This is a genomic window from Streptomyces sp. NPDC001532 (assembly GCF_040298625.1).
Lineage (GTDB): Bacteria > Actinomycetota > Actinomycetes > Streptomycetales > Streptomycetaceae > Streptomyces.
The window spans coordinates 60,955-77,638 of sequence record NZ_JBEPAL010000036.1 but is presented as its reverse complement, the minus strand read 5'-3'; the positions used below and the strand labels follow the sequence as shown (position 1 = coordinate 77,638).

Here is a 16,684-nt window from a genome sequence, read left to right as displayed (position 1 = left end):
GAGGACGCCGCCCGTCTCAGATCCGCATCGGCTGCGGCGACTCGCGGCGCCCCGCGTCCGGGCCGTCGAACTCCCGGATGATCTCGTAGCGGGTGTTGCGCTCCACCGGCCGGAAGCCGGCGTCCCGGATGAGGTCCAGCAGGTCGTCGCGGGTCAGCTTGTTCGGCGTGCCGTAGTTGTCGGCGTCGTGCGTGATCTTGTACTCGACCACCGAGCCGTCCATGTCGTCGGCGCCGTGCTGAAGCGCCAGCTGGGCGGTCTGCACGCCGTGCATCACCCAGAAGACCTTGACGTGCGGCACGTTGTCGAAGAGCAGCCGGGAGACCGCGAAGGTCTTCAGCGCCTCGGCCGGGGTCGCCATGGTGGTCCGCGCCTGGAGGCGGTTGCGGACCTTGCCGTCCTTCACGTCGACGAAGTCGTGCTGGTAGCGCAGCGGGATGAAGACCTGGAAGCCGCCGGTCTCGTCCTGGAGCTCACGCAGCCGCAGCACGTGGTCGACGCGGTGGCGCGGCTCCTCGATGTGGCCGTAGAGCATGGTGCAGGGCGTCTTGAGCCCCTTCTCGTGCGCCAGCCGGTGGATCCGGGACCAGTCCTCCCAGTGGGTGCGGTGGTCGACGATGTGCTGCCGGACCTCCCAGTCGAAGATCTCGGCGCCGCCGCCGGTCAGGGACTCCAGGCCGGCGTCGATCAGCTCGTCGAGGATCTCCGAGGCGCTGAGCCCGGAGATGGTCTCGAAGTGGTGGATCTCGGTGGCGGTGAAGGCCTTGAGCGAGACGTCCGGCAGGGCCGCCTTCAGCTCGCGCAGGGACCGCGGGTAGTAGCGCCACGGCAGGTTGGGGTGCAGGCCGTTGACGATGTGCAGCTCGGTGAGGTTGTCCGACTCCATCGCCTTGGCCAGCTTGACGGCCTCCTCGATGCGCATGGTGTACGCGTCCTTCTCGCCCGGCTTGCGCTGGAAGGAGCAGTACGCGCAGGAGGCCGTACACACATTGGTCATGTTGAGGTGGCGGTTGACGTTGAAGTGGACGACGTCGCCGTTCTTCCGCGTCCGCACCTCGTGCGCGAGTCCGCCGAGCCAGGCCAGGTCGTCCGACTCGTACAGCGCGATGCCGTCCTCGCGGGACAGCCGCTCACCGGAGCGGACCTTCTCCTCCAGCTCGCGCTTGAGCCCGACGTCCATGCGTTTCGCCTTTCTACGACAGCTGTCGAAAAACCGTACTCCCCGCGGGCTACGCCTCTTCGGGCAGTTCACCCACCCGGTTCTCCCACTTGGTGGAGAGCACGATGGTGGTACGCGTCCGGGAGACGCCCTTGGTGCCGCTGAGCCGGCGGATGATCTTCTCCAGCCCGTCCACGTCCGTCGCCCGCACCTTGAGCATGAACGAGTCGTCACCGGCGATGAACCAGCAGTCCTCGATCTCCGGCAGGTCCTTCAGCCGGCGTGCCACGTCCTCGTGGTCGGCGGCGTCCGAGAGCGAGATGCCGATCAGCGCGGTGACACCGAGGCCGAGCGAGGCGGCGTTCACGGTGGCGCGGTAGCCGGTGATGACACCGGCCGCCTCCAGCCGGTTGATGCGGTCGGTGACACTGGGTCCCGACAGACCGACGAGGCGTCCCAGCTCCGCGTAGGAGGCCCGGCCGTTCTCCCTCAGGGCCTGGATGAGCTGCCTGTCCACCGCGTCCATGCGATTCGAAGCCTTCCACTGAAGTGATCTGAAGAACTGAGCGATGTGGGGGGATCAGTCAGAGGTGCGGGAGCCGCCGCCGAGCTCCCCCTCCCAGCGGCGATAGAGCGTGTGGGGGACGCCGGCCGCGTCGAGGACCCGTCCGGCGACGAAGTCGACCAGGTCCTGGATGTGGGTCGCGCCGGCGTAGAAGGCGGGCGAGGCGGGTACGACGGTCGCTCCGGCGTCGTCCAGGGCGACGAGATGACGCAGGGTCTGCCCGTTGAGCGGAGCCTCGCGGACGGCCACCACCAGGGGCCGGCGCTCCTTGAGCACGACGCTCGCCGAGCGTTGCAGCAGGTCCTTCGACAGTCCGAGCGCGACCCCCGCGACGCAGGCCGTGGACGCCGGCACGATCAGCATGCCCTTGGCCGGGTACGAGCCCGAGGACGGCCCGGCGGCCAGGTCCCCGGCGTTCCAGTACCGCACCGCGTCGAGGTCGACGGTGAAGGCGTCCGGCTTCCCGTCCGCTCCGCGCGCCAGCCATTCCCGCAGGTCGTCGCGCCAGTGCGCGTCCCGGAAGGAGATGCCCGTCTCGTCGATCAGGGTGAGCCGCGAGGCCCGGCTGACCACCAGATCGACGCTCTCCCCGGCCGCCAGCAGCGCCCGCAGCACAGCAGCCGCGTATGGCGTCCCGGATGCTCCGGACACCCCCACGATCCAAGGCGCGCGCTGCGTTTCTCCTGCGTTCACAGCCCCGAGCCTACCGGCGCGCGGGGCGTTGTTCAGGCCGGGGGCGGGGGCGCCTGACTCACCAGATTCCGTTCTCGAGTTCCTCCAGGATCACGTTCCACTGCGATTCCTCGTCCTCGAACGGAGTCGGGTCGAATTCCCGCAGGGTCTCCCGGAACCGCTCCGCGAGTTCCTCCGGCTCCTCCTCCTCGGCGTCGTGCGCGTCCTCGATCCGGCGGAATTCGATGAGGCCGAACATCAGGGATTCCACGTCCCGGTGCAGCGGGACCGGCTTCCAGGAGCCCTCCGGGAATCCGTACACCTTTCCGGACTCCGGGTCGAGCGCCACGACCGATGTGAACAGCGTGCCCAGCTTCCACCAGGACCGGCATTCCTCCGGGCACGGAATCCCATGACGGCCGAAGAAGCCGCCGAGCGCGACCGGGTCGAAACTCGTGTCGTAGGGGTCCTCCGGGTCCATCCGCGACGAGAAGGACACCGAGTGCGGCAGCCCGACGGCGCTGAGCAGGGTGAGGGCCCGTGCGTCGGCGGACGGGCCCGCCTCGTGCCGCGGGAAGTAGACGACATTCTCGAGGCCGTAGGCCCGGATCATTTCCGCAGAGTTCACCGAAGAATTCACGGCGACATCCTACAGGATGCCTTTGAGGCCGGCCCGGTACGTGTTGTGCTCCTTGTTCGTCGTTTTCCCTTTGTCGTCGTAATAGTCCGCCGCGTGTGTCACCTTGAGATCATCCGGGAAGAAATAGTCCAGCCACCGTGCGCATTGTGGATTCTTTACGCATGGCTCGCGTTCCGTGAATATCTCTTTGAGATTTCCCTCGACGCCGCCGTGCAGGAGCGGCCGGCCGATCATCCGCTCGGAGTGCCCCGCCTTGTTGCTGTAGCCGACCAGGATCGACTCGCGCCCTTCGGCGTCGATGTAGCGGCCCGCGGCGTAGTTGGTGCCCTTCTCGTCGCCGCGGGCCCTGCGCGCCGCGACGGTGGCGTCCGCCAGGTCGTACCCCTTCGGGTCGACCTTCTCCGACTTGACCCGCCCGTCGTGCTCGGCGTCGGCGTAGAAGACGGCCTTCTGCGCGTCGGTGGTCGGGATGTGGATCTTGTCGTTGGTGTCGATGACCCCGTTGAGCCGGGTGCGGTCGTGGTCGTCGAGGGCGTTGGTGCTGCCGTCGGCGTGCAACCGGTCCACCGAACCGTCGGCGTTGAGCAGGTACGTGCGGACCTGCTTGGCCTCCTCGCCGATCTGGGTGTCGTTGCCCTTGTGGGTCTTGGAGGTCGCCTTGACCTTGTCCGGAACGGTCTCGGTGACATGCTTGGTGATCTTCTTGACGGCCTTCTCGGCGCCGTTGAGCGCGCCTTCCAGCACGCCGTCGAAGGTGGCCGTGAACGGGTCCTTGCCCTTCGTCTTGCCGAAGGAGCTCTTCGCCTTGCCGAACGGGGTGGCGATCGCGAGGCTCAGCTCGCCGCCGTGCGCCGCGACCTTCCCGGCCCCGTCCTCGAACTCGAGGTGGTCGATGTGCAGTTTCTTCTCGCCGACGCCCCCGTCCGGGCCGCCGCCCCCGCCGGCCGAGGCCAGCTGCATCCCCGGGCCCTTCTTCCCGCCGCCCTCCCCCGGCGGCAGCTGGAAGGCACCCTCCACCAGGTCCAGGACGGCGTCCTCGGCGAGCTTCTCCAGCTTCGCGGTGACCGGCTCGGTGACCCGGGTCGTCAGCTCCTCCACGATCCGGTCCACGGCCTCGTCGACGATCCGCTTGACCAGCTGCCGCATCGCGGCGATCTCGGCCGCGCCGATCAGCGCGGACAGGCCGCCGGTCACCACGGACAGGCCCAGCGAGATGCCCACCGACCCGGCCATCACGGCCAGTTCCACCTCGGCCTTGCGCTTCATCCCGAAGATGATGTCGGCGACCACGTCACAGGCGTCCGCGAACAGCCGCGCGATCTCCGGGACCTTGTCGAGGTGCTCGGCCTTCACATGGCCCCAGTGCTTCTCCATGGCGTCGACGGCCCATCCCTCGGAGGAGGAGAGGATCCTGCCGAACGCCTTGTGCGCGTCGCCGCCGTGGCCCTCGAACTTCTCGGCGAAGTCCCGCATCGAGGTGGCCATCTCGCGGTAGTCGTCCTCGTCGACGTTCGGGAAGTTGATCCCGATGAAGTCCAGGATCTCGTCCAGCCACCCCGGGATCGTGTAACCCATCCCCCGCACTCCTCCCGTCGAAGTCCCGCTCCGCCACGGGACTTTCAGCGCGCGCGAAGACCCTAACGACCGTCGCCGGGAGGGACGCAAGGGAGCCCCCGGGAGTTGCGACACTTCTGTGAAGAACGACGCGGCGCGCCGGACGGGGCGTCAGACGGGGCGCAGGGCCACCAGGGTCTCCCTCGTGCCGACGATCATCCCGCCGTCCGGGGTCACCGCCACCGCCGTGACCGGCTGCCCCGGCCGGAACGACCGCAGTACGCCGGTGTCGAGGACGTGATGGTCCACCCGGCCGTCCGACCAGGCCACCGCCAGCACCGGGCCCGTCCCCGTGACCTCGCGCGCGCTCAGCGCCGTGACCGCCTGCCGGCGTCGCACCACCGGCTCCGCCAGCGGATCGCCGCCCGGCCCCCAGGCACGCACCTGGCCGTCGGCGCCGCCGCTGTAGAGCAACGGCACGTCGTCCGGCGGCAGTTCGCACAGCGTCAGGGCGGTGACCGGGCCCTCGTGCAGGCGGGCCGAACGGCTCACCGCCGGCAGGTGCACGGTGCCGTCGCCGCCGCCGACCGCGGTCAGTCCGCTCGGGCTCGTGGCCAGCGCCGTCACCTCGCAGGCGGCGCGCAGCGCCTTCGCCGCCTCCTCCTGAGCGGGCCCGGCGTCCTCGGCGAGCAGCGCCTCCAGACCGGTCGGGCGGGGCACCAGGTCGCGGTCGACGTGCACCCGGCCGTGGGCGTCCAGGACGAGGACGGCCCCGTCGGGCAGCCCGGCCACGGACGTCACCCCCGGGTACGGGGCGGACAGGCGGCCCTGGGCGGCGGCCGTCCCCGGGTCGAGGAGACGGACCGTGCCCTGGTGGTCGCAGCTCAGCAGACGCCCGCCGGTGAGGGTCAGGGCGAGCGCCGGGCCCGGCCACGGCGGCCGGACGTCACCGCGCACCCGGGACCACACCAACCGCCACGGGGCGTCCGCCGCGGCCCGGTCCAGGGCGGGCGCCAGCCGCGGGTCCGCGCCGTCACCGAGCGCGGCCCGCAGCGCCAGGGCCCGCCCGGCGGGCGGCTGACCGGCGACCAGCGCCTGCCCGGCACGCAACCACGCCTCCCGCAGCCCCCCGTGCGCGTCGGCGGCCGTCTCGTACGCCGTCGTCACCCGGTACGGCTCGGCACCGAGAACGGCGACCGGGTCGTCCAGGTCCGGCAGCGGCTCCTCGGAGCCGGCCCGCTCCGGCGCGGAACGCGCATCCTCCCGAGGTTCCTCGTCGGACGCCGCGTGCTCCTCGGCCCAGGACGCGCGCCGGGACTCGTCCGTCCAGCGGGGGTCGTCCAGGTCGAGGACGGCGGCTCGGTCGGCGGCGGCCGGCAGGGCCGGTTCGCCGGTGCGGACCTCTATGAGCAGCCGCAGCCGCCGTACTCCGGTGAGCAGGTCGACGAAGGCGGCGGTCGCCGCGAGGTCGGCCGCGGCGTGCAGCTCGGGCAGCACGACCAGCGTCCGGCGGCCGTCCGCCGCCAGCGCCCTCGCCAGCTCACCCGGTGTCCGCGCCGCCACCCCCAGCTGATCGGCCAGCATCCACGCCATCGCCCGGACGCCGAGCCCGGCCGCCGGCACGAAACCGTGCACCCGGCGCTCCGTCCCCGTGCCCGGCCGGGTGCCGTGCCCGACGAGCCAGGCGAGCAGCGTCGACTTGCCGCAGCCCGCCGAACCCGTGACGACGCACAGCCGGGGCGCGTGCGGGTCGGCGAGCCAGCCGAGCAGGGCCGCCGCGGCGGGTTCGCGTCCGCCCGCGGGCCGCGCCCAGCGCTGCTCGCGGGGCACCGGCGCGGTCACCGCGAGCCCTGCTGGGCGGCGTGCGTGATCAGCTCCTTCATGCCTTCCTCGCGGGAGTCCGCGGTGTCGCCGTAGTCGAAGCTGTGGCTGAACCGCGCGTGCGGGAAGAGGCGCTGGAGCCAGACGGCGCAGTAGTGGCCGGGCATCATGCACGGCTGGAGTTCGGTGTACACCCGCCGCACCTGCTCGGGCTCGACGCCCTGTCCCGCGAGCCGGTCCCAGATCAGCTCCTCCGGGTGCGGCCGGCCGGGCCCGGTGGCATCGGTGACGATCTGCTTCTCCCCGTCGCCGTCGACGTACTCGAAGGCGGCGGAGAACGGGAAGTTCAGGGTGTGGCGCACATCGTCCAGGACGCGCGGCCACCAGCTCTCCCGGTTCTCGAACGCGGCCGGGTCGAGGGAGCGCAGTTCGGCGTTGAGTTCCCGGAAGGCAGCGGCGGCGACCGGCAGGCTCTCGGCGGCGGCGATGACGGGCATCCGCCGGTCGAGCGCGGCGAGCGACCGGACGAAGGCGTCCACGCCGGAGCCGACGTACAGGTCGTCCATGCCGAACTGGCCGAGGAACAGGGCCCGTACCGTCCCGTCGGAGCGGACGCAGACCTGGCCGAGGCGGTCGGTCCCGAGCCGCACCTGTTCGGCCGCCGCGCCGGGCACCGTCACGCCGTGGTGGCCGGCGAACAGGCCGAGCGTCGGCGCGTCGGTCTCGCGGGCGGCGGTGAAGTACGGGCCGACGTGCAGCGGCACCCCGGTGCGGGTGAGCAGTTCCCGTGCCGCGTCGGGGATCCCGCCGGCATAGGCGGCCGGCAGGTCGAAGCGCCGCATGCCCTGCGGGCCGAAGTGCCGGACGGACGGATCCGACGGGCCCGACGGGTCCGACGGATCTGACGGCGGGGTGGTCTCGGGCGGCATCGGATCCCTCTCACAGACGGGTCGCAGACGGGCCATGGAACGGGACCGACCCTAGCCTCCGGGCCGGTCCCGACGACACCCGAGGCCCGGCTCAGACCGTCAGACCCCGCACCACGAGATCCAGCAGCGCGCAGGCGAACAGGGCGATGCCGATGAAGCCGTTGACCGAGAAGAACGCCCGGTTCAGACGGGTCAGGTCGTGGGGGCGGACGATGCTGTGCTCGTAGACGAACGCGCCGGCGACGATCAGCAGGCCCAGCCAGAAGAACACGCCCGCGTCCGTGGCCAGCGCGTACCAGACGAACAGGGCCGTCGTCACGGCGTGGCAGGCGCGGGCGCCCCAGATGGCGGCGGGGATGCCGAACCGGGCCGGGACCGAGCGGACGCCGATCTCGCGGTCGGTCTCGACGTCCTGGCAGGCGTAGATCAGGTCGAAGCCGCCGATCCAGATGCCGACGGCGAGACCGAGGACGACCGCGTCCCAGGACCACTCGCCGGTGATCGCCAGCCAGCCGCCGATCGGGCCCATCGCCTGCGCGAGGCCGAGGATGGCCTGCGGGAAGTTCGTGAACCGCTTGCCGTAGGGGTAGACCACCATCGGCACCACGGCCACCGGGGCGAGCGCCAGGCACAGCGGGTTGAGCAGGGCCGCCGAGCCCAGGAAGACCGCCACCGCGATCAGCGCGCCGGTCCAGGCGTGCCGCACGGACATCGCGCCGGTGACCAGTTCGCGGTGGGCGGTGCGCGGGTTGCGGGCGTCGATCTCGCGGTCGATGATCCGGTTGACCGCCATCGCGAAGGTGCGCAGACCGACCATGCAGACGGTGACCAGGAGCAGCCGGCCCCAGTGGATGTTGCCGTCCAGCTCGAACATCGCGGTGAGGGCGGCGATGTAGGCGAAGGGCAGGGCGAAGATCGAGTGCTCGATCATCACCAGGCGCAGGAAGGCCTTGGTGCGGCCCGGCCCGGGGATCGCGGCGGAGGCGCTGCTCACAGCCCGTACTCCTTCCACCGGCGGTCCACCATCGCCGCCGTGCGCGGGTCGGACTCCACCATGTCCGGCCAGCCGCCGTCGCGGGTGTAGCCCTCCTCGGGCCACTTCCTCGTGGCGTCGATGCCCGCCTTGCCGCCCCAGAACTGCTGGTAGGAGGCGTGGTCGAGGTGGTCGACGGGGCCTTCGACGACCGTGAGGTCGCGGGCGTAGTCGGTGTTGCCGAGCGCCCGCCAGGCGACCTCGTGCAGGTCGTGGACGTCGCAGTCGGAGTCGACGACCACGATCAGCTTGGTCAGGGACATCATGTGCGCGCCCCAGACGGCGTGCATCACCTTCTGCGCGTGCTTGGGGTACTTCTTGTCGATCGAGACGATGGCGCAGTTGTGGAAGCCGCCCGCCTCGGGCAGGTGGTAGTCCACGATGTCCGGGACGATGATCTTCAGCAGCGGGAGGAAGAACCGCTCGGTGGCGCGGCCCAGCGGGCCGTCCTCGGTCGGCGGGCGGCCGACGACGATGGACTGGAGCAGCGGCCGCTTGCGCATCGTCACGCAGTCGATGGTGAGCGCGGGGAACGGCTCCTGCGGCGTGTAGAAGCCGGTGTGGTCGCCGAAGGGCCCCTCGGGGAGCGTCTCGCCGGGCTCCAGCCAGCCCTCCAGCACCACCTCGGCCTGCGCCGGCACCTGGAGCGGGACGGTCTTGCAGTCGACCATCTCGATCCGCTTGCCCGCGACGAACCCGGCGAACAGGTACTCGTCGATGTCGCCGGGGAGCGGGGCGGTGGAGGCGTACGTCACCGCGGGCGGGCAGCCGAAGGCGATCGCGACCGGCAGCCGCTCCCCGCGGCGCGCCGCGACCTGGTAGTGGTTGCGGCTGTCCTTGTGGATCTGCCAGTGCATGCCGATGGTGCGCTTGTCGTGGCGCTGGAGGCGGTACAGCCCGAGGTTGCGGATCCCGGTCTCCGGGTCCTTGGTGTGGGTGAGCCCCAGGTTGAAGAAGGAGCCGCCGTCCTTGGGCCAGGTGAACAGCGCGGGCAGCGCGTCGAGGTCCACCTCGTCGCCGTGCAGGACGACCTCGTGCACCGGGGCGCCGTCGGACTTGACCTTCTTCGGCGGTACGTGGGTCATCGCGCCGAGCTTGCCGAAGGCCTCCCGCACGCCGACGAACCCGTGCGGCAGCTCGGGCTTCAGCAGCCCGCCGATCTTGTCGCTGATGTCGCCGTACGACTTCAGTCCGAGCGCCTTCAGCAGCCGGCGGTCGGTTCCGAAGACGTTCATGGCGAGGGGCATCGACGACCCCTTGACGTTCTCGAAGAGGAGCGCGGGACCGCCGGCCTTGTTCACCCGGTCGACGATCTCCCCGACCTCCAGGTGGGGGTCGACCTCGACCTTGATGCGCTTCAGGTCTCCCTCGCGCTCCAGTGCCCTGAGCAGGGAGCGAAGATCGTCGTAAGCCATGGGGTCCAGTATCCCCGAGGGGCTACCCTGGCCCCGTCACGGGGGCCGCACGCGCGATTCCCGATCACCGTTCCACTGGGGGTGCACCGATGCTCCGGGTTCTGATGTTCGTCGTTCCACTGGCGCTGAGCGTGTACGCGTTCATCGACTGCATCAGCACGGACGAGCGGGACATCCGGCACATGCCGAAGCCGCTGTGGGCGATCCTGGTGCTGCTGTTCCCGCTGGTCGGGTCGGTCTCCTGGCTGATCGCGGGCAAGCGGCGCAGCCCGGCGGCCGAGGGCTGGTCGGGGGTGCGGGCGAACCGCTCGCGGCAGTGGGTGGCCCCGGACGACAACCCCGAGTTCCTGAAGTCCCTGGACAAGGACCCGGACGAGGACGAGCGGAAGAAGCGGGACGAGCCCTGACGCGGAGCCGCGGCCGGACCCGGGCGCGGCGCCGGCCCGCAGGCGCAGCGGATCTGGCCGGGCAGGCCCTCTGCGGCGCCTGCGCCGGGACCCGGTTGCCGGCGCCGGCCCGCACGCGCGGCGCGTTCTAGCCGGGCAGGCCTTCCGTCGCCGCGCGCAGGGCCGTGTGGAGGCAGGCGGCCAGCGCCTCGGCGGTCGCCTCGCCGCCCTCGTCGCAGCGGGCGGCGAAGTGCTCCGCCGCGGTGCGCAGCGCGCCGTTCACCGTCGTGGCGTACACCTTGAGGCGCAGATCGTCGGGGCTCAGGCCGAAGCGGTCGGCGAGCAGCCGGCCGATGACGGGCAGCGCGTCGTCGTGCGCCTGGAGCCAGACCGCGCGCAGCGCCGGTTCGCGGACGGTCATCCGGATCAGGTCCAGGACGGCCGGGTCGACGGCCGGCAGGGCGCCCCGCCGGCAGGCGTCGGTCAGGTGGTCCGGCAGCCGCCGGTCCTCGGGCCAGCGGCGCAGCAGTTCCGTCGCGGCGTCGAGGCCCGCGGTGAGCAGGGGGCGTACACAGCCTTCCTTGGTGGGGAAGTGGCGCCACACGGTGCGCGCCGAGATGCCCACGGCCTGGGCGATCTGGTCGCCCGTGGTGCCGCCGACCCCGTGCTCGGCGAAGAGGCGGACGGCCGCGCGGGCGATCTCCAGACGCAGGGCCGCGCGTCGTCGTTCGTTCAGTGACGGCGTCGCCCCGTCGGTCACCGCTGCCCACCACCCCTGTGCCGTCGGTCAGCCGAAGCATAGTCAGGCGCACGGAACCGACACATGCAGACGTCTTGTCACTGAGTGACAGCCGCTCTTACTCTCCAGTAGCTGACTCGCGAGTAACCCCGTTGGCCCGGGCCGCAGTTCGCCATCCGACGCAGCTACGAAGCTACGAAGCAGGGAGTGAGCCGCATGATCCGCGCCATCGACCCTCCGGACCGCCCCGCAGCCCGCTCGACCGGCCGGCGCCTGCTCGCCGTCACCCTCGCCGCACTCGCCTGCCTGAGCTGGCAGGCACTGCCCGCGACGGCCGCCGACACCGGCCCCGTGGTCTCCCGGGGTGTGCCGATACCGGCCTTCTACCAACCCCCGGCATCCCTTCCGGCCGCCGACGGCGCCCTCGTGCGGACCGAGCCGCTGCCGCTGGCGCTCAGCCTGCCCGGCCTCGGCGGACGCCAGCTGCCCGGCACCGCCACCCGGCTGATGTACAAGTCCACGGACGCCGGCGGCGGACCCGTCGCGGTCACCGGCGCCTACATCGAGCCGGCCGCCGACTGGAGAGGCCCGGGACCGCGGCCCCTGGTCGCACTGGCCCCCGGCACCATGGGACAGGGCGACCAGTGCGCGGCCTCCCTCGGCCTGGAGAAGCCGATCAGGCTCAACGGGCAGTCCGTGTCCGTCGGGTACGAGGACCTGGCCGTCCACCGGCTGCTCGCCACCGGCGTCGCGGTCGTCGTCACCGACTACGCCGGGCTCGGCGCCACCGACCGCGTCCACACCTACGTCAACCGCGTCGACGGCGGACACGCGCTGCTCGACGCCGTCCGCGCGGCCCGCAACCTGCCCGCGGCCTCCGTCACCGACGCCTCACCCGTGGGCCTGTACGGCTACAGCCAGGGCGGCGGGGCGAGCGCGTCCGCCGCCGAGCTCCAGCCCGCCTACGCACCCGACATCACCCTGTCCGGCACCTACTCCGGCGCCCCGCCCGCCGACCTCGCCGCGGTCATCGACGGCATCGACGGCAGCGCGCTGGCCGGCGCCCTCGGCTGGTCCGTCAACGGCTTCCTGCAGACCACTCCCGAACTGCGGGACATCGCCGACCGGCACCTCAACGCCCGCGGGAAGGCCGCCCTGAACGACCTGTCCACCATGTGCGTCGGCGACGCCATCTTCGGTTACGGCTTCCGCGAGAGCGCCTCGTGGACCACCGACGGCCGGTCCCTCGGCGAGCTGGTGGACAGCGAGCCGCTGCTGGCGGCCACCCTCGACGACCAGCGCATCGGCAAGCTGCGGCCGGCGAGCCCGGTGCGCCTGGCCACCGGCGTCCGCGACGACATCGTCCCGCACGCCCAGTCCCGCCGACTCGCCGTCGACTGGTGCGCGCTGGGCGCCCAGGTGACCTACGAGCCGGTCCGGCTGCCGAACCTCGGCGACGGACTGCTCACCAACCATCTGGCGCCGCTCCTGGTCGACCAGGGGGACGCCGTCGACTGGCTGACCGACCGTCTCTCCGGCAGGCCCGCCGGCTCCGACTGCGGGTCCCTGCCCAGCCTGCCCTGACAACCGGTTGCCCAGCCTGCCTGACAACCGGTTGCCCGGCCTGCCCCGACAACCGGGACGAGCACCCGGCCGCCGGGCGGGCCGGGCCGCTCAGACGGCGGACCAGCGCTGCGAGGCCTGCCCGGCGCAGGCCGCCGTCACCACCCCGCTGTTCATGCCCAGGTCGAGGCAACCGCCGTTGGCGGCGTTCACCAGCGAGCCGCCCGAGCCCGACCGCCACAGCTGCGAGCCCGAGCCGTCGCAGGAGTTCACGAAGACGGCCTGGCCGAGCGTGTTCGCGGCCAGGCAGGCCCCGCTCCGCTGGTTGACCAGCCGGAAGCCGCCGGACGCGGTGCGCACGGTCCAGGAGGTGCCGGAGCCGGAGCAGCCGCCGGTGCTCGCGGCGCCGTAGACCTGGCTGAGGCAGCTGCCGTCGTCGCCGTTGCGGTAGCGGCTGGAGGCGGGGGACGGGGCGGCGGTGGGACTCGTCCCGGTCGAGCCACCGGAGCCTCCTGAACCGCCAAAGGTGCCGGTGGCTCCGCCGGAGGCACTGCCGGAACCGCCGGATCCGCTCCCGGAGCCTCCGGTGCCCGACGAGCCGCCGGAACTTCCCGAACCACCTCCGGCCGAGCCCGCCGGCCCGTCCGCCGGGACCGGCCCGCCGCCCACGGCACCACCGCCCCCGTCCCCGGTGCCGGCCTTGTCCGCCTCGCCCTTCCCCGGCGAGGCGGACCGCCGCTCGCCGGGGCTCTCCGCCTCCGACGGCCGGTCCCGCGCCGCCGGCCCGGTGGGCGTGGGCGCGGCCGGCGAGGAGACGGCGGCCGTCGGCGTGGCCCGCGCCCGGTCCCGCGGACCGGAGTCGTGCGGGAGGTACTGGAGGGCGAGGGTCGTGGTGGTGGCCACGACGACGACCGGGACGACGGCCAGGACGACACGGGTACGCCGCCGCTCGCGCCGTTGCGGCGGGGACGGCGGCGAGGACTCCGGCGGGGACTGCGACGGGGGCCGCGGCCCGGGTTCGCCGAGCGTCGGCGCCGTGAGCGAGGGCAGGTCCTCCGGGTCCGGCACGGTCGCCGCGAACTCGGCCCGCTCGGACAGCTCCCCGGCGACCGGCTCCGGCCACAGCGGCGTCTCGAACGGGCCGTGATCCTCGGCGAGTTCGAGGAGTTCCACCGCGGTGGGCCGGCCTTCGGGGTCCTTGTCCAGGCAGGCCGCGACGGCCTCGGCGAGGCCGGTGTCCAGTTCCCGCAGCGGCGCGAGATCGGGCTGTTCGTGCACGATCCGGTAGAGCACGCCGTGCCCGGAGTCGTCGCCGAAGGGCGGACGCCCGCAGGCGGCGAAGGCGAGCACCGAGCCGAGTGCGAAGACGTCGACGGCACCGGTCACCAGCCGCGCCCCGGAGGCCTGCTCGGGCGACATGTAGGCGGGCGTGCCCACCACCATGCCGGTGCGGGTCAGCTGGCTCTGCTCGGCGGCGCGGGCGACACCGAAGTCGATGAGGGTGAGCCCGTCGCGGGTCAGCATGACGTTGGACGGCTTGAGGTCCCGGTGCACCATGTCGAGCGCGTGCACCGCCGCCAGCGCCGAGGCCGCCTCCCGCAGCAGCGTCCACAGCGCCCGCGCGGGCAGCGGGCCGCCGTAGCGGACCAGGGCCTCGTACAGGGTCAGGCCCGGTACGTAGGCGGTCGCGAACCACGGCGGCCGGGCCTCGCGGTCGCCGGCGAGCAGCGGCGCGGTGGCGGTGGCGGGCAGCCGGGCGAGGTTGTCCAGTTCATGTCCGAAGCGGCGGACGAAGTCCTTGTCCTCACCGACCACGGAGGGCCGTAACTGCTTGACCGCGGCGTACCGGCCCTCGTGCACGCCGAGGTAGACGCGTCCCATGCCGCCGGCCCCGAGCCGCCCGAGCAGCGGGACCGGGCCGATCCGCCGGGGATCCTCGTCCTCCAGCGGCTCGACCCCGGGACCTCGGCTCATCGGGCGTACGCCCCGAGGCCGACCAGGCAGTACACGTACTCGTTGACGGTGGCGCCGTTGACGGTGTAGCGGGAGGAGAAGGCGTACTCGGTCCGCGGGTTGTCGTTGCACTCGTTCATGTCGGAGGTGAAGGGGATCGACTCGATCACCTTGTAGTGCGCGTCGGACGCCGAGCAGTCCACCTCGTCGACACCGCTGACGCTCTGCGCGGTGGTGGAGTCGGGGAGTTGGCCGTTGAGGCAGGTCCCGGAGGTGTAGGGATCGGGCGCCTCGGACTCGGTCGCCTCGGCGTACGGGTCCTCGGTGTACGGATCCTCCGTGTACGGGTCCTCGGTGTACGGATCCTCCGTGTACGGGTCCTGCGTGTAGGCGTCCTCGGTGGCCGAGGCGTAGGGCGAGGAGCCGGCATAGGTGTCCGACGACGAGCTGTCGTCGCCGGTCTGGTTCGTGCAGCCGGTGGCCAGGAGCACGGCCCCCGCGACCGCGACCACCGCAAGGAACCCACGAGCCCCCGCACCGGGCTGCTGCGTTGTCTGTGACATGCCGTCAGTCTGGAGCAGCGGACAGTGATACTGGAAGATCTTTCTAGAAAATATCTCTAGAAATCCACGTGATCTACGCTGCCCGCATGAGCCCCAAGCAGCAACGAGGTGCGGCGACCGCCGAGGCCCTCCTCGACACCGCCCTGCGCGTCTACGCCGAATGCGGCGAGCAGGGCCTCACCGTGAGCGCCGTCACCAAGGCGAGCGGGGTCAGCCTGGGGAGCCTCTACCACCACTTCGGCAGCTTCGACGGCCTGCTGGACGCGCTGACGCAGCGCTGGCTCGACCGGCTCCTGGGCGAACTGGTGGGAGCGCTCCAGCGAACCCGCACCGCCCGTACCGGAATCGAGGCGCTGGTGCGGACGTATCTGGTCTTCGTCCAGGAGCATCCGGCCGCGTCCCGGCTGCTGCACTCCTCGCGGGCCGACCGCCAGAGCATGGCCGTGGCCAAGGAGCTACGGGACACCCAGGAGGCCCGTGTCTCGGCGTTCGGGCTGTGGATCCAGGCGCACGTCGACACCGGCGAGGTGGCCCCGCTGCCCCAGCCGCTGATGGAGTCCCTGGTCCTGGGCCCCGTGGTGGCGGTGGCCCGCCGCTGGCTGTCCGGTCTCGACGACGTCGACCTGGACGAGACGGTGCGCGTGCTGCCGGACCGGATCTGGCGGTCGGTCGCGGCCTAGAAGCCGTCGGGCCGTTCCCGCCCGGCCCGCGGCGTCCGCGGCGCCCGCGTCAGCGCAGCCGTGACGACGACAGGATCGACAGCAGGTGGGCCGGGACCATCAGCCAGGTGATGACCGCGAGACCGGCCAGGGCCCAGCGGGTCGCCTCCACGCCGCCCAGCGCGAGGTCCGCGACGGCGGCGGCCAGCAGCACCAGGGACGCCTCGATGCCGTTGGTCACGCGGTGGATCCTGAACGCGGCGGCCACCCGCCGTACCGTCGCCACGCCCTGCGAGCGGGGCCGGGTCGCCTCGTCGTCGGCGACCGTGAGGCCACGCCGGGCCCGGGCCACGTCCACCAGGTCGGTGGAGGCCTTCAGCAGGACCACGCCGAGGGCGGTGGCGATGCCGAGGGAGAGCCAGCCGCCCAGGCCCGACTCGGCGGCCCGGAAACCGGCGCCCGCCAGCAGGGCCGCGTCGGCGAGGTAGGCGCCGAGGCGGTCGACGTAGATGCCGGTCGCGCTGTTCTGCCCCTTCCAGCGGGCGACCTCGCCGTCCACGCAGTCGAAGAGGAGGAACAGCTGCATCAGCACGACGGCGAGGACGGCACCGGTGAGGCCGGGGATCATCAGGGCGGCACCGGAGGCCACGCCGCAGACCACCATCGTCCAGGTGAGCTGGTCGGGGGTGACGGGGGTGCGGACCAGCTGCCGGGTCAGCCGGAGCGAGATCCGGCGCATGTAGAGGCGGCCCGCCCAGTGTTCGCCGTTACGGCTCGCGAGCTTCGCCTGCGGCTGGCAGACCTCCCGCAGCTCCTGAAGCGCCGGAGCAGCACCCATGTCGTTCCTCCCGGGGACCCAACTGCCGCTGTCGGGCGCGGCGATGATCGGGAAAGGTTACCGACCGTTCGAACGGGCGCCGCGCCGGGGGGCCGCCGCCGATTTCGTGACCCAACGGACACCACTGGATCTAGGCCGAACCAACGCCCTCTCTTTACCCTGGAGTTGGGGATCGCGTCGGACGGGGGAGGTTCG

Annotated in this window: 16 protein-coding genes; 3 read left to right on the top strand and 13 right to left on the bottom strand. The window is 72.2% G+C overall.

Annotation, left to right across the window (positions count from 1 at the left end):
• Positions 1-16: 16 nt before the first annotated feature.
• The 9 genes from mqnE to ABT232_RS28160 all read right to left on the bottom strand — a co-directional run bounded on the left by mqnE (position 17) and on the right by ABT232_RS28160 (position 9,788).
• Positions 17-1,180: an aminofutalosine synthase MqnE gene (gene mqnE, locus ABT232_RS28205; RefSeq protein WP_351844869.1), complete on the bottom strand. Its 1,164-nt coding sequence runs from the start codon at positions 1,178-1,180 to the stop codon at positions 17-19.
• Between the two features lie 49 nt (positions 1,181-1,229).
• Positions 1,230-1,685: an Lrp/AsnC family transcriptional regulator gene (locus ABT232_RS28200; RefSeq protein ID WP_351844867.1), complete on the bottom strand. Its 456-nt coding sequence runs from the start codon at positions 1,683-1,685 to the stop codon at positions 1,230-1,232.
• A 54-nt stretch (positions 1,686-1,739) separates the two neighbouring features.
• On the bottom strand, positions 1,740-2,417 hold the full coding sequence (locus ABT232_RS28195; RefSeq protein ID WP_351844866.1) for a UbiX family flavin prenyltransferase: 678 nt from the start codon (positions 2,415-2,417) through the stop codon (positions 1,740-1,742).
• A gap of 58 nt (positions 2,418-2,475) precedes the next feature.
• Entirely contained in the window at positions 2,476-3,024 is a 549-nt protein-coding gene (locus ABT232_RS28190; RefSeq protein ID WP_351844864.1) for an SUKH-4 family immunity protein, read from the bottom strand.
• 21 nt (positions 3,025-3,045) lie between these two features.
• The gene (locus ABT232_RS38490; RefSeq protein WP_450871790.1) at positions 3,046-4,611 is read right to left on the bottom strand and encodes a nucleic acid/nucleotide deaminase domain-containing protein; all 1,566 of its coding nucleotides are present in this window, start codon (positions 4,609-4,611) and stop codon (positions 3,046-3,048) included.
• A gap of 150 nt (positions 4,612-4,761) precedes the next feature.
• Positions 4,762-6,432: a hypothetical protein gene (locus ABT232_RS28175; protein ID WP_351844862.1), complete on the bottom strand. Its 1,671-nt coding sequence runs from the start codon at positions 6,430-6,432 to the stop codon at positions 4,762-4,764.
• Complete coding sequence (locus ABT232_RS28170; RefSeq protein WP_351844860.1) at positions 6,429-7,340, bottom strand: nucleic acid/nucleotide deaminase domain-containing protein; 912 nt, start codon at positions 7,338-7,340, stop codon at positions 6,429-6,431. Before ABT232_RS28170 ends, ABT232_RS28175 begins: the two co-directional genes overlap by 4 nt.
• Before the next feature lie 91 nt (positions 7,341-7,431).
• Positions 7,432-8,334: a menaquinone biosynthesis prenyltransferase MqnP gene (gene mqnP, locus ABT232_RS28165; RefSeq protein WP_351844858.1), complete on the bottom strand. Its 903-nt coding sequence runs from the start codon at positions 8,332-8,334 to the stop codon at positions 7,432-7,434.
• Positions 8,331-9,788: a menaquinone biosynthesis decarboxylase gene (locus ABT232_RS28160; protein ID WP_351844855.1), complete on the bottom strand. Its 1,458-nt coding sequence runs from the start codon at positions 9,786-9,788 to the stop codon at positions 8,331-8,333. The genes mqnP and ABT232_RS28160 overlap by 4 nt, the downstream gene beginning before the upstream one ends.
• Positions 9,789-9,877: 89 nt before the next feature.
• Here ABT232_RS28160 and ABT232_RS28155 point away from each other — a divergent pair, with 89 nt between their 5' ends.
• Positions 9,878-10,195 (top strand): PLD nuclease N-terminal domain-containing protein, encoded by a 318-nt coding sequence (locus tag ABT232_RS28155; RefSeq protein WP_351844853.1) that lies wholly within the window; start codon positions 9,878-9,880, stop codon positions 10,193-10,195.
• Positions 10,196-10,322: 127 nt separating this feature from the next.
• Here the strand turns inward: ABT232_RS28155 and ABT232_RS28150 are convergent, their stop codons facing one another.
• A complete protein-coding gene (locus ABT232_RS28150) occupies positions 10,323-10,934 on the bottom strand; it encodes a TetR/AcrR family transcriptional regulator (RefSeq protein ID WP_351844851.1) in 612 nt (203 codons plus the stop codon).
• Positions 10,935-11,129: 195 nt separating this feature from the next.
• On the opposite strand from ABT232_RS28150, the gene ABT232_RS28145 reads away from it, so the two are divergent.
• The gene (locus ABT232_RS28145; RefSeq protein ID WP_351844849.1) at positions 11,130-12,497 is read left to right on the top strand and encodes a lipase family protein; all 1,368 of its coding nucleotides are present in this window, start codon (positions 11,130-11,132) and stop codon (positions 12,495-12,497) included.
• Positions 12,498-12,587: 90 nt separating this feature from the next.
• Here ABT232_RS28145 and ABT232_RS28140 read toward each other — a convergent pair whose 3' ends face one another.
• Together ABT232_RS28140 and ABT232_RS28135 are read right to left on the bottom strand one after the other, a co-directional pair.
• Complete coding sequence (locus ABT232_RS28140) at positions 12,588-14,450, bottom strand: serine/threonine-protein kinase (protein ID WP_351844847.1); 1,863 nt, start codon at positions 14,448-14,450, stop codon at positions 12,588-12,590.
• Complete coding sequence (locus ABT232_RS28135; protein WP_351844845.1) at positions 14,447-14,992, bottom strand: LppU/SCO3897 family protein; 546 nt, start codon at positions 14,990-14,992, stop codon at positions 14,447-14,449. Before ABT232_RS28135 ends, ABT232_RS28140 begins: the two co-directional genes overlap by 4 nt.
• Before the next feature lie 86 nt (positions 14,993-15,078).
• Between ABT232_RS28135 and ABT232_RS28130 the strand changes: the two genes are divergently transcribed.
• The gene (locus ABT232_RS28130) at positions 15,079-15,672 is read left to right on the top strand and encodes a TetR/AcrR family transcriptional regulator (protein WP_351844843.1); all 594 of its coding nucleotides are present in this window, start codon (positions 15,079-15,081) and stop codon (positions 15,670-15,672) included.
• A 49-nt stretch (positions 15,673-15,721) separates the two neighbouring features.
• Here ABT232_RS28130 and ABT232_RS28125 read toward each other — a convergent pair whose 3' ends face one another.
• Complete coding sequence (locus ABT232_RS28125; protein ID WP_351844841.1) at positions 15,722-16,489, bottom strand: CDP-alcohol phosphatidyltransferase family protein; 768 nt, start codon at positions 16,487-16,489, stop codon at positions 15,722-15,724.
• Positions 16,490-16,684: the final 195 nt, after the last annotated feature.

Excerpts from the sequence above, each read along its gene's own strand:
- mqnE (WP_351844869.1), bottom strand. The coding sequence starts at position 1,180 with ATGGACGTCGGGCTCAAGCGCGAGCTGGAGGAGAAGGTCCGCTCCGGT.
- ABT232_RS28200 (WP_351844867.1), bottom strand. The coding sequence starts at position 1,685 with ATGGACGCGGTGGACAGGCAGCTCATCCAGGCCCTGAGGGAGAACGGC.
- ABT232_RS38490 (WP_450871790.1), bottom strand. The coding sequence starts at position 4,611 with ATGGGTTACACGATCCCGGGGTGGCTGGACGAGATCCTGGACTTCATC.
- ABT232_RS28170 (WP_351844860.1), bottom strand. The coding sequence starts at position 7,340 with ATGCCGCCCGAGACCACCCCGCCGTCAGATCCGTCGGACCCGTCGGGC.
- ABT232_RS28160 (WP_351844855.1), bottom strand. The coding sequence starts at position 9,788 with ATGGCTTACGACGATCTTCGCTCCCTGCTCAGGGCACTGGAGCGCGAG.
- ABT232_RS28155 (WP_351844853.1), top strand. The coding sequence starts at position 9,878 with ATGCTCCGGGTTCTGATGTTCGTCGTTCCACTGGCGCTGAGCGTGTAC.
- ABT232_RS28145 (WP_351844849.1), top strand. The coding sequence starts at position 11,130 with ATGATCCGCGCCATCGACCCTCCGGACCGCCCCGCAGCCCGCTCGACC.
- ABT232_RS28140 (WP_351844847.1), bottom strand. The coding sequence starts at position 14,450 with ATGAGCCGAGGTCCCGGGGTCGAGCCGCTGGAGGACGAGGATCCCCGG.
- ABT232_RS28135 (WP_351844845.1), bottom strand. The coding sequence starts at position 14,992 with ATGTCACAGACAACGCAGCAGCCCGGTGCGGGGGCTCGTGGGTTCCTT.
- ABT232_RS28130 (WP_351844843.1), top strand. The coding sequence starts at position 15,079 with ATGAGCCCCAAGCAGCAACGAGGTGCGGCGACCGCCGAGGCCCTCCTC.
- ABT232_RS28125 (WP_351844841.1), bottom strand. The coding sequence starts at position 16,489 with ATGGGTGCTGCTCCGGCGCTTCAGGAGCTGCGGGAGGTCTGCCAGCCG.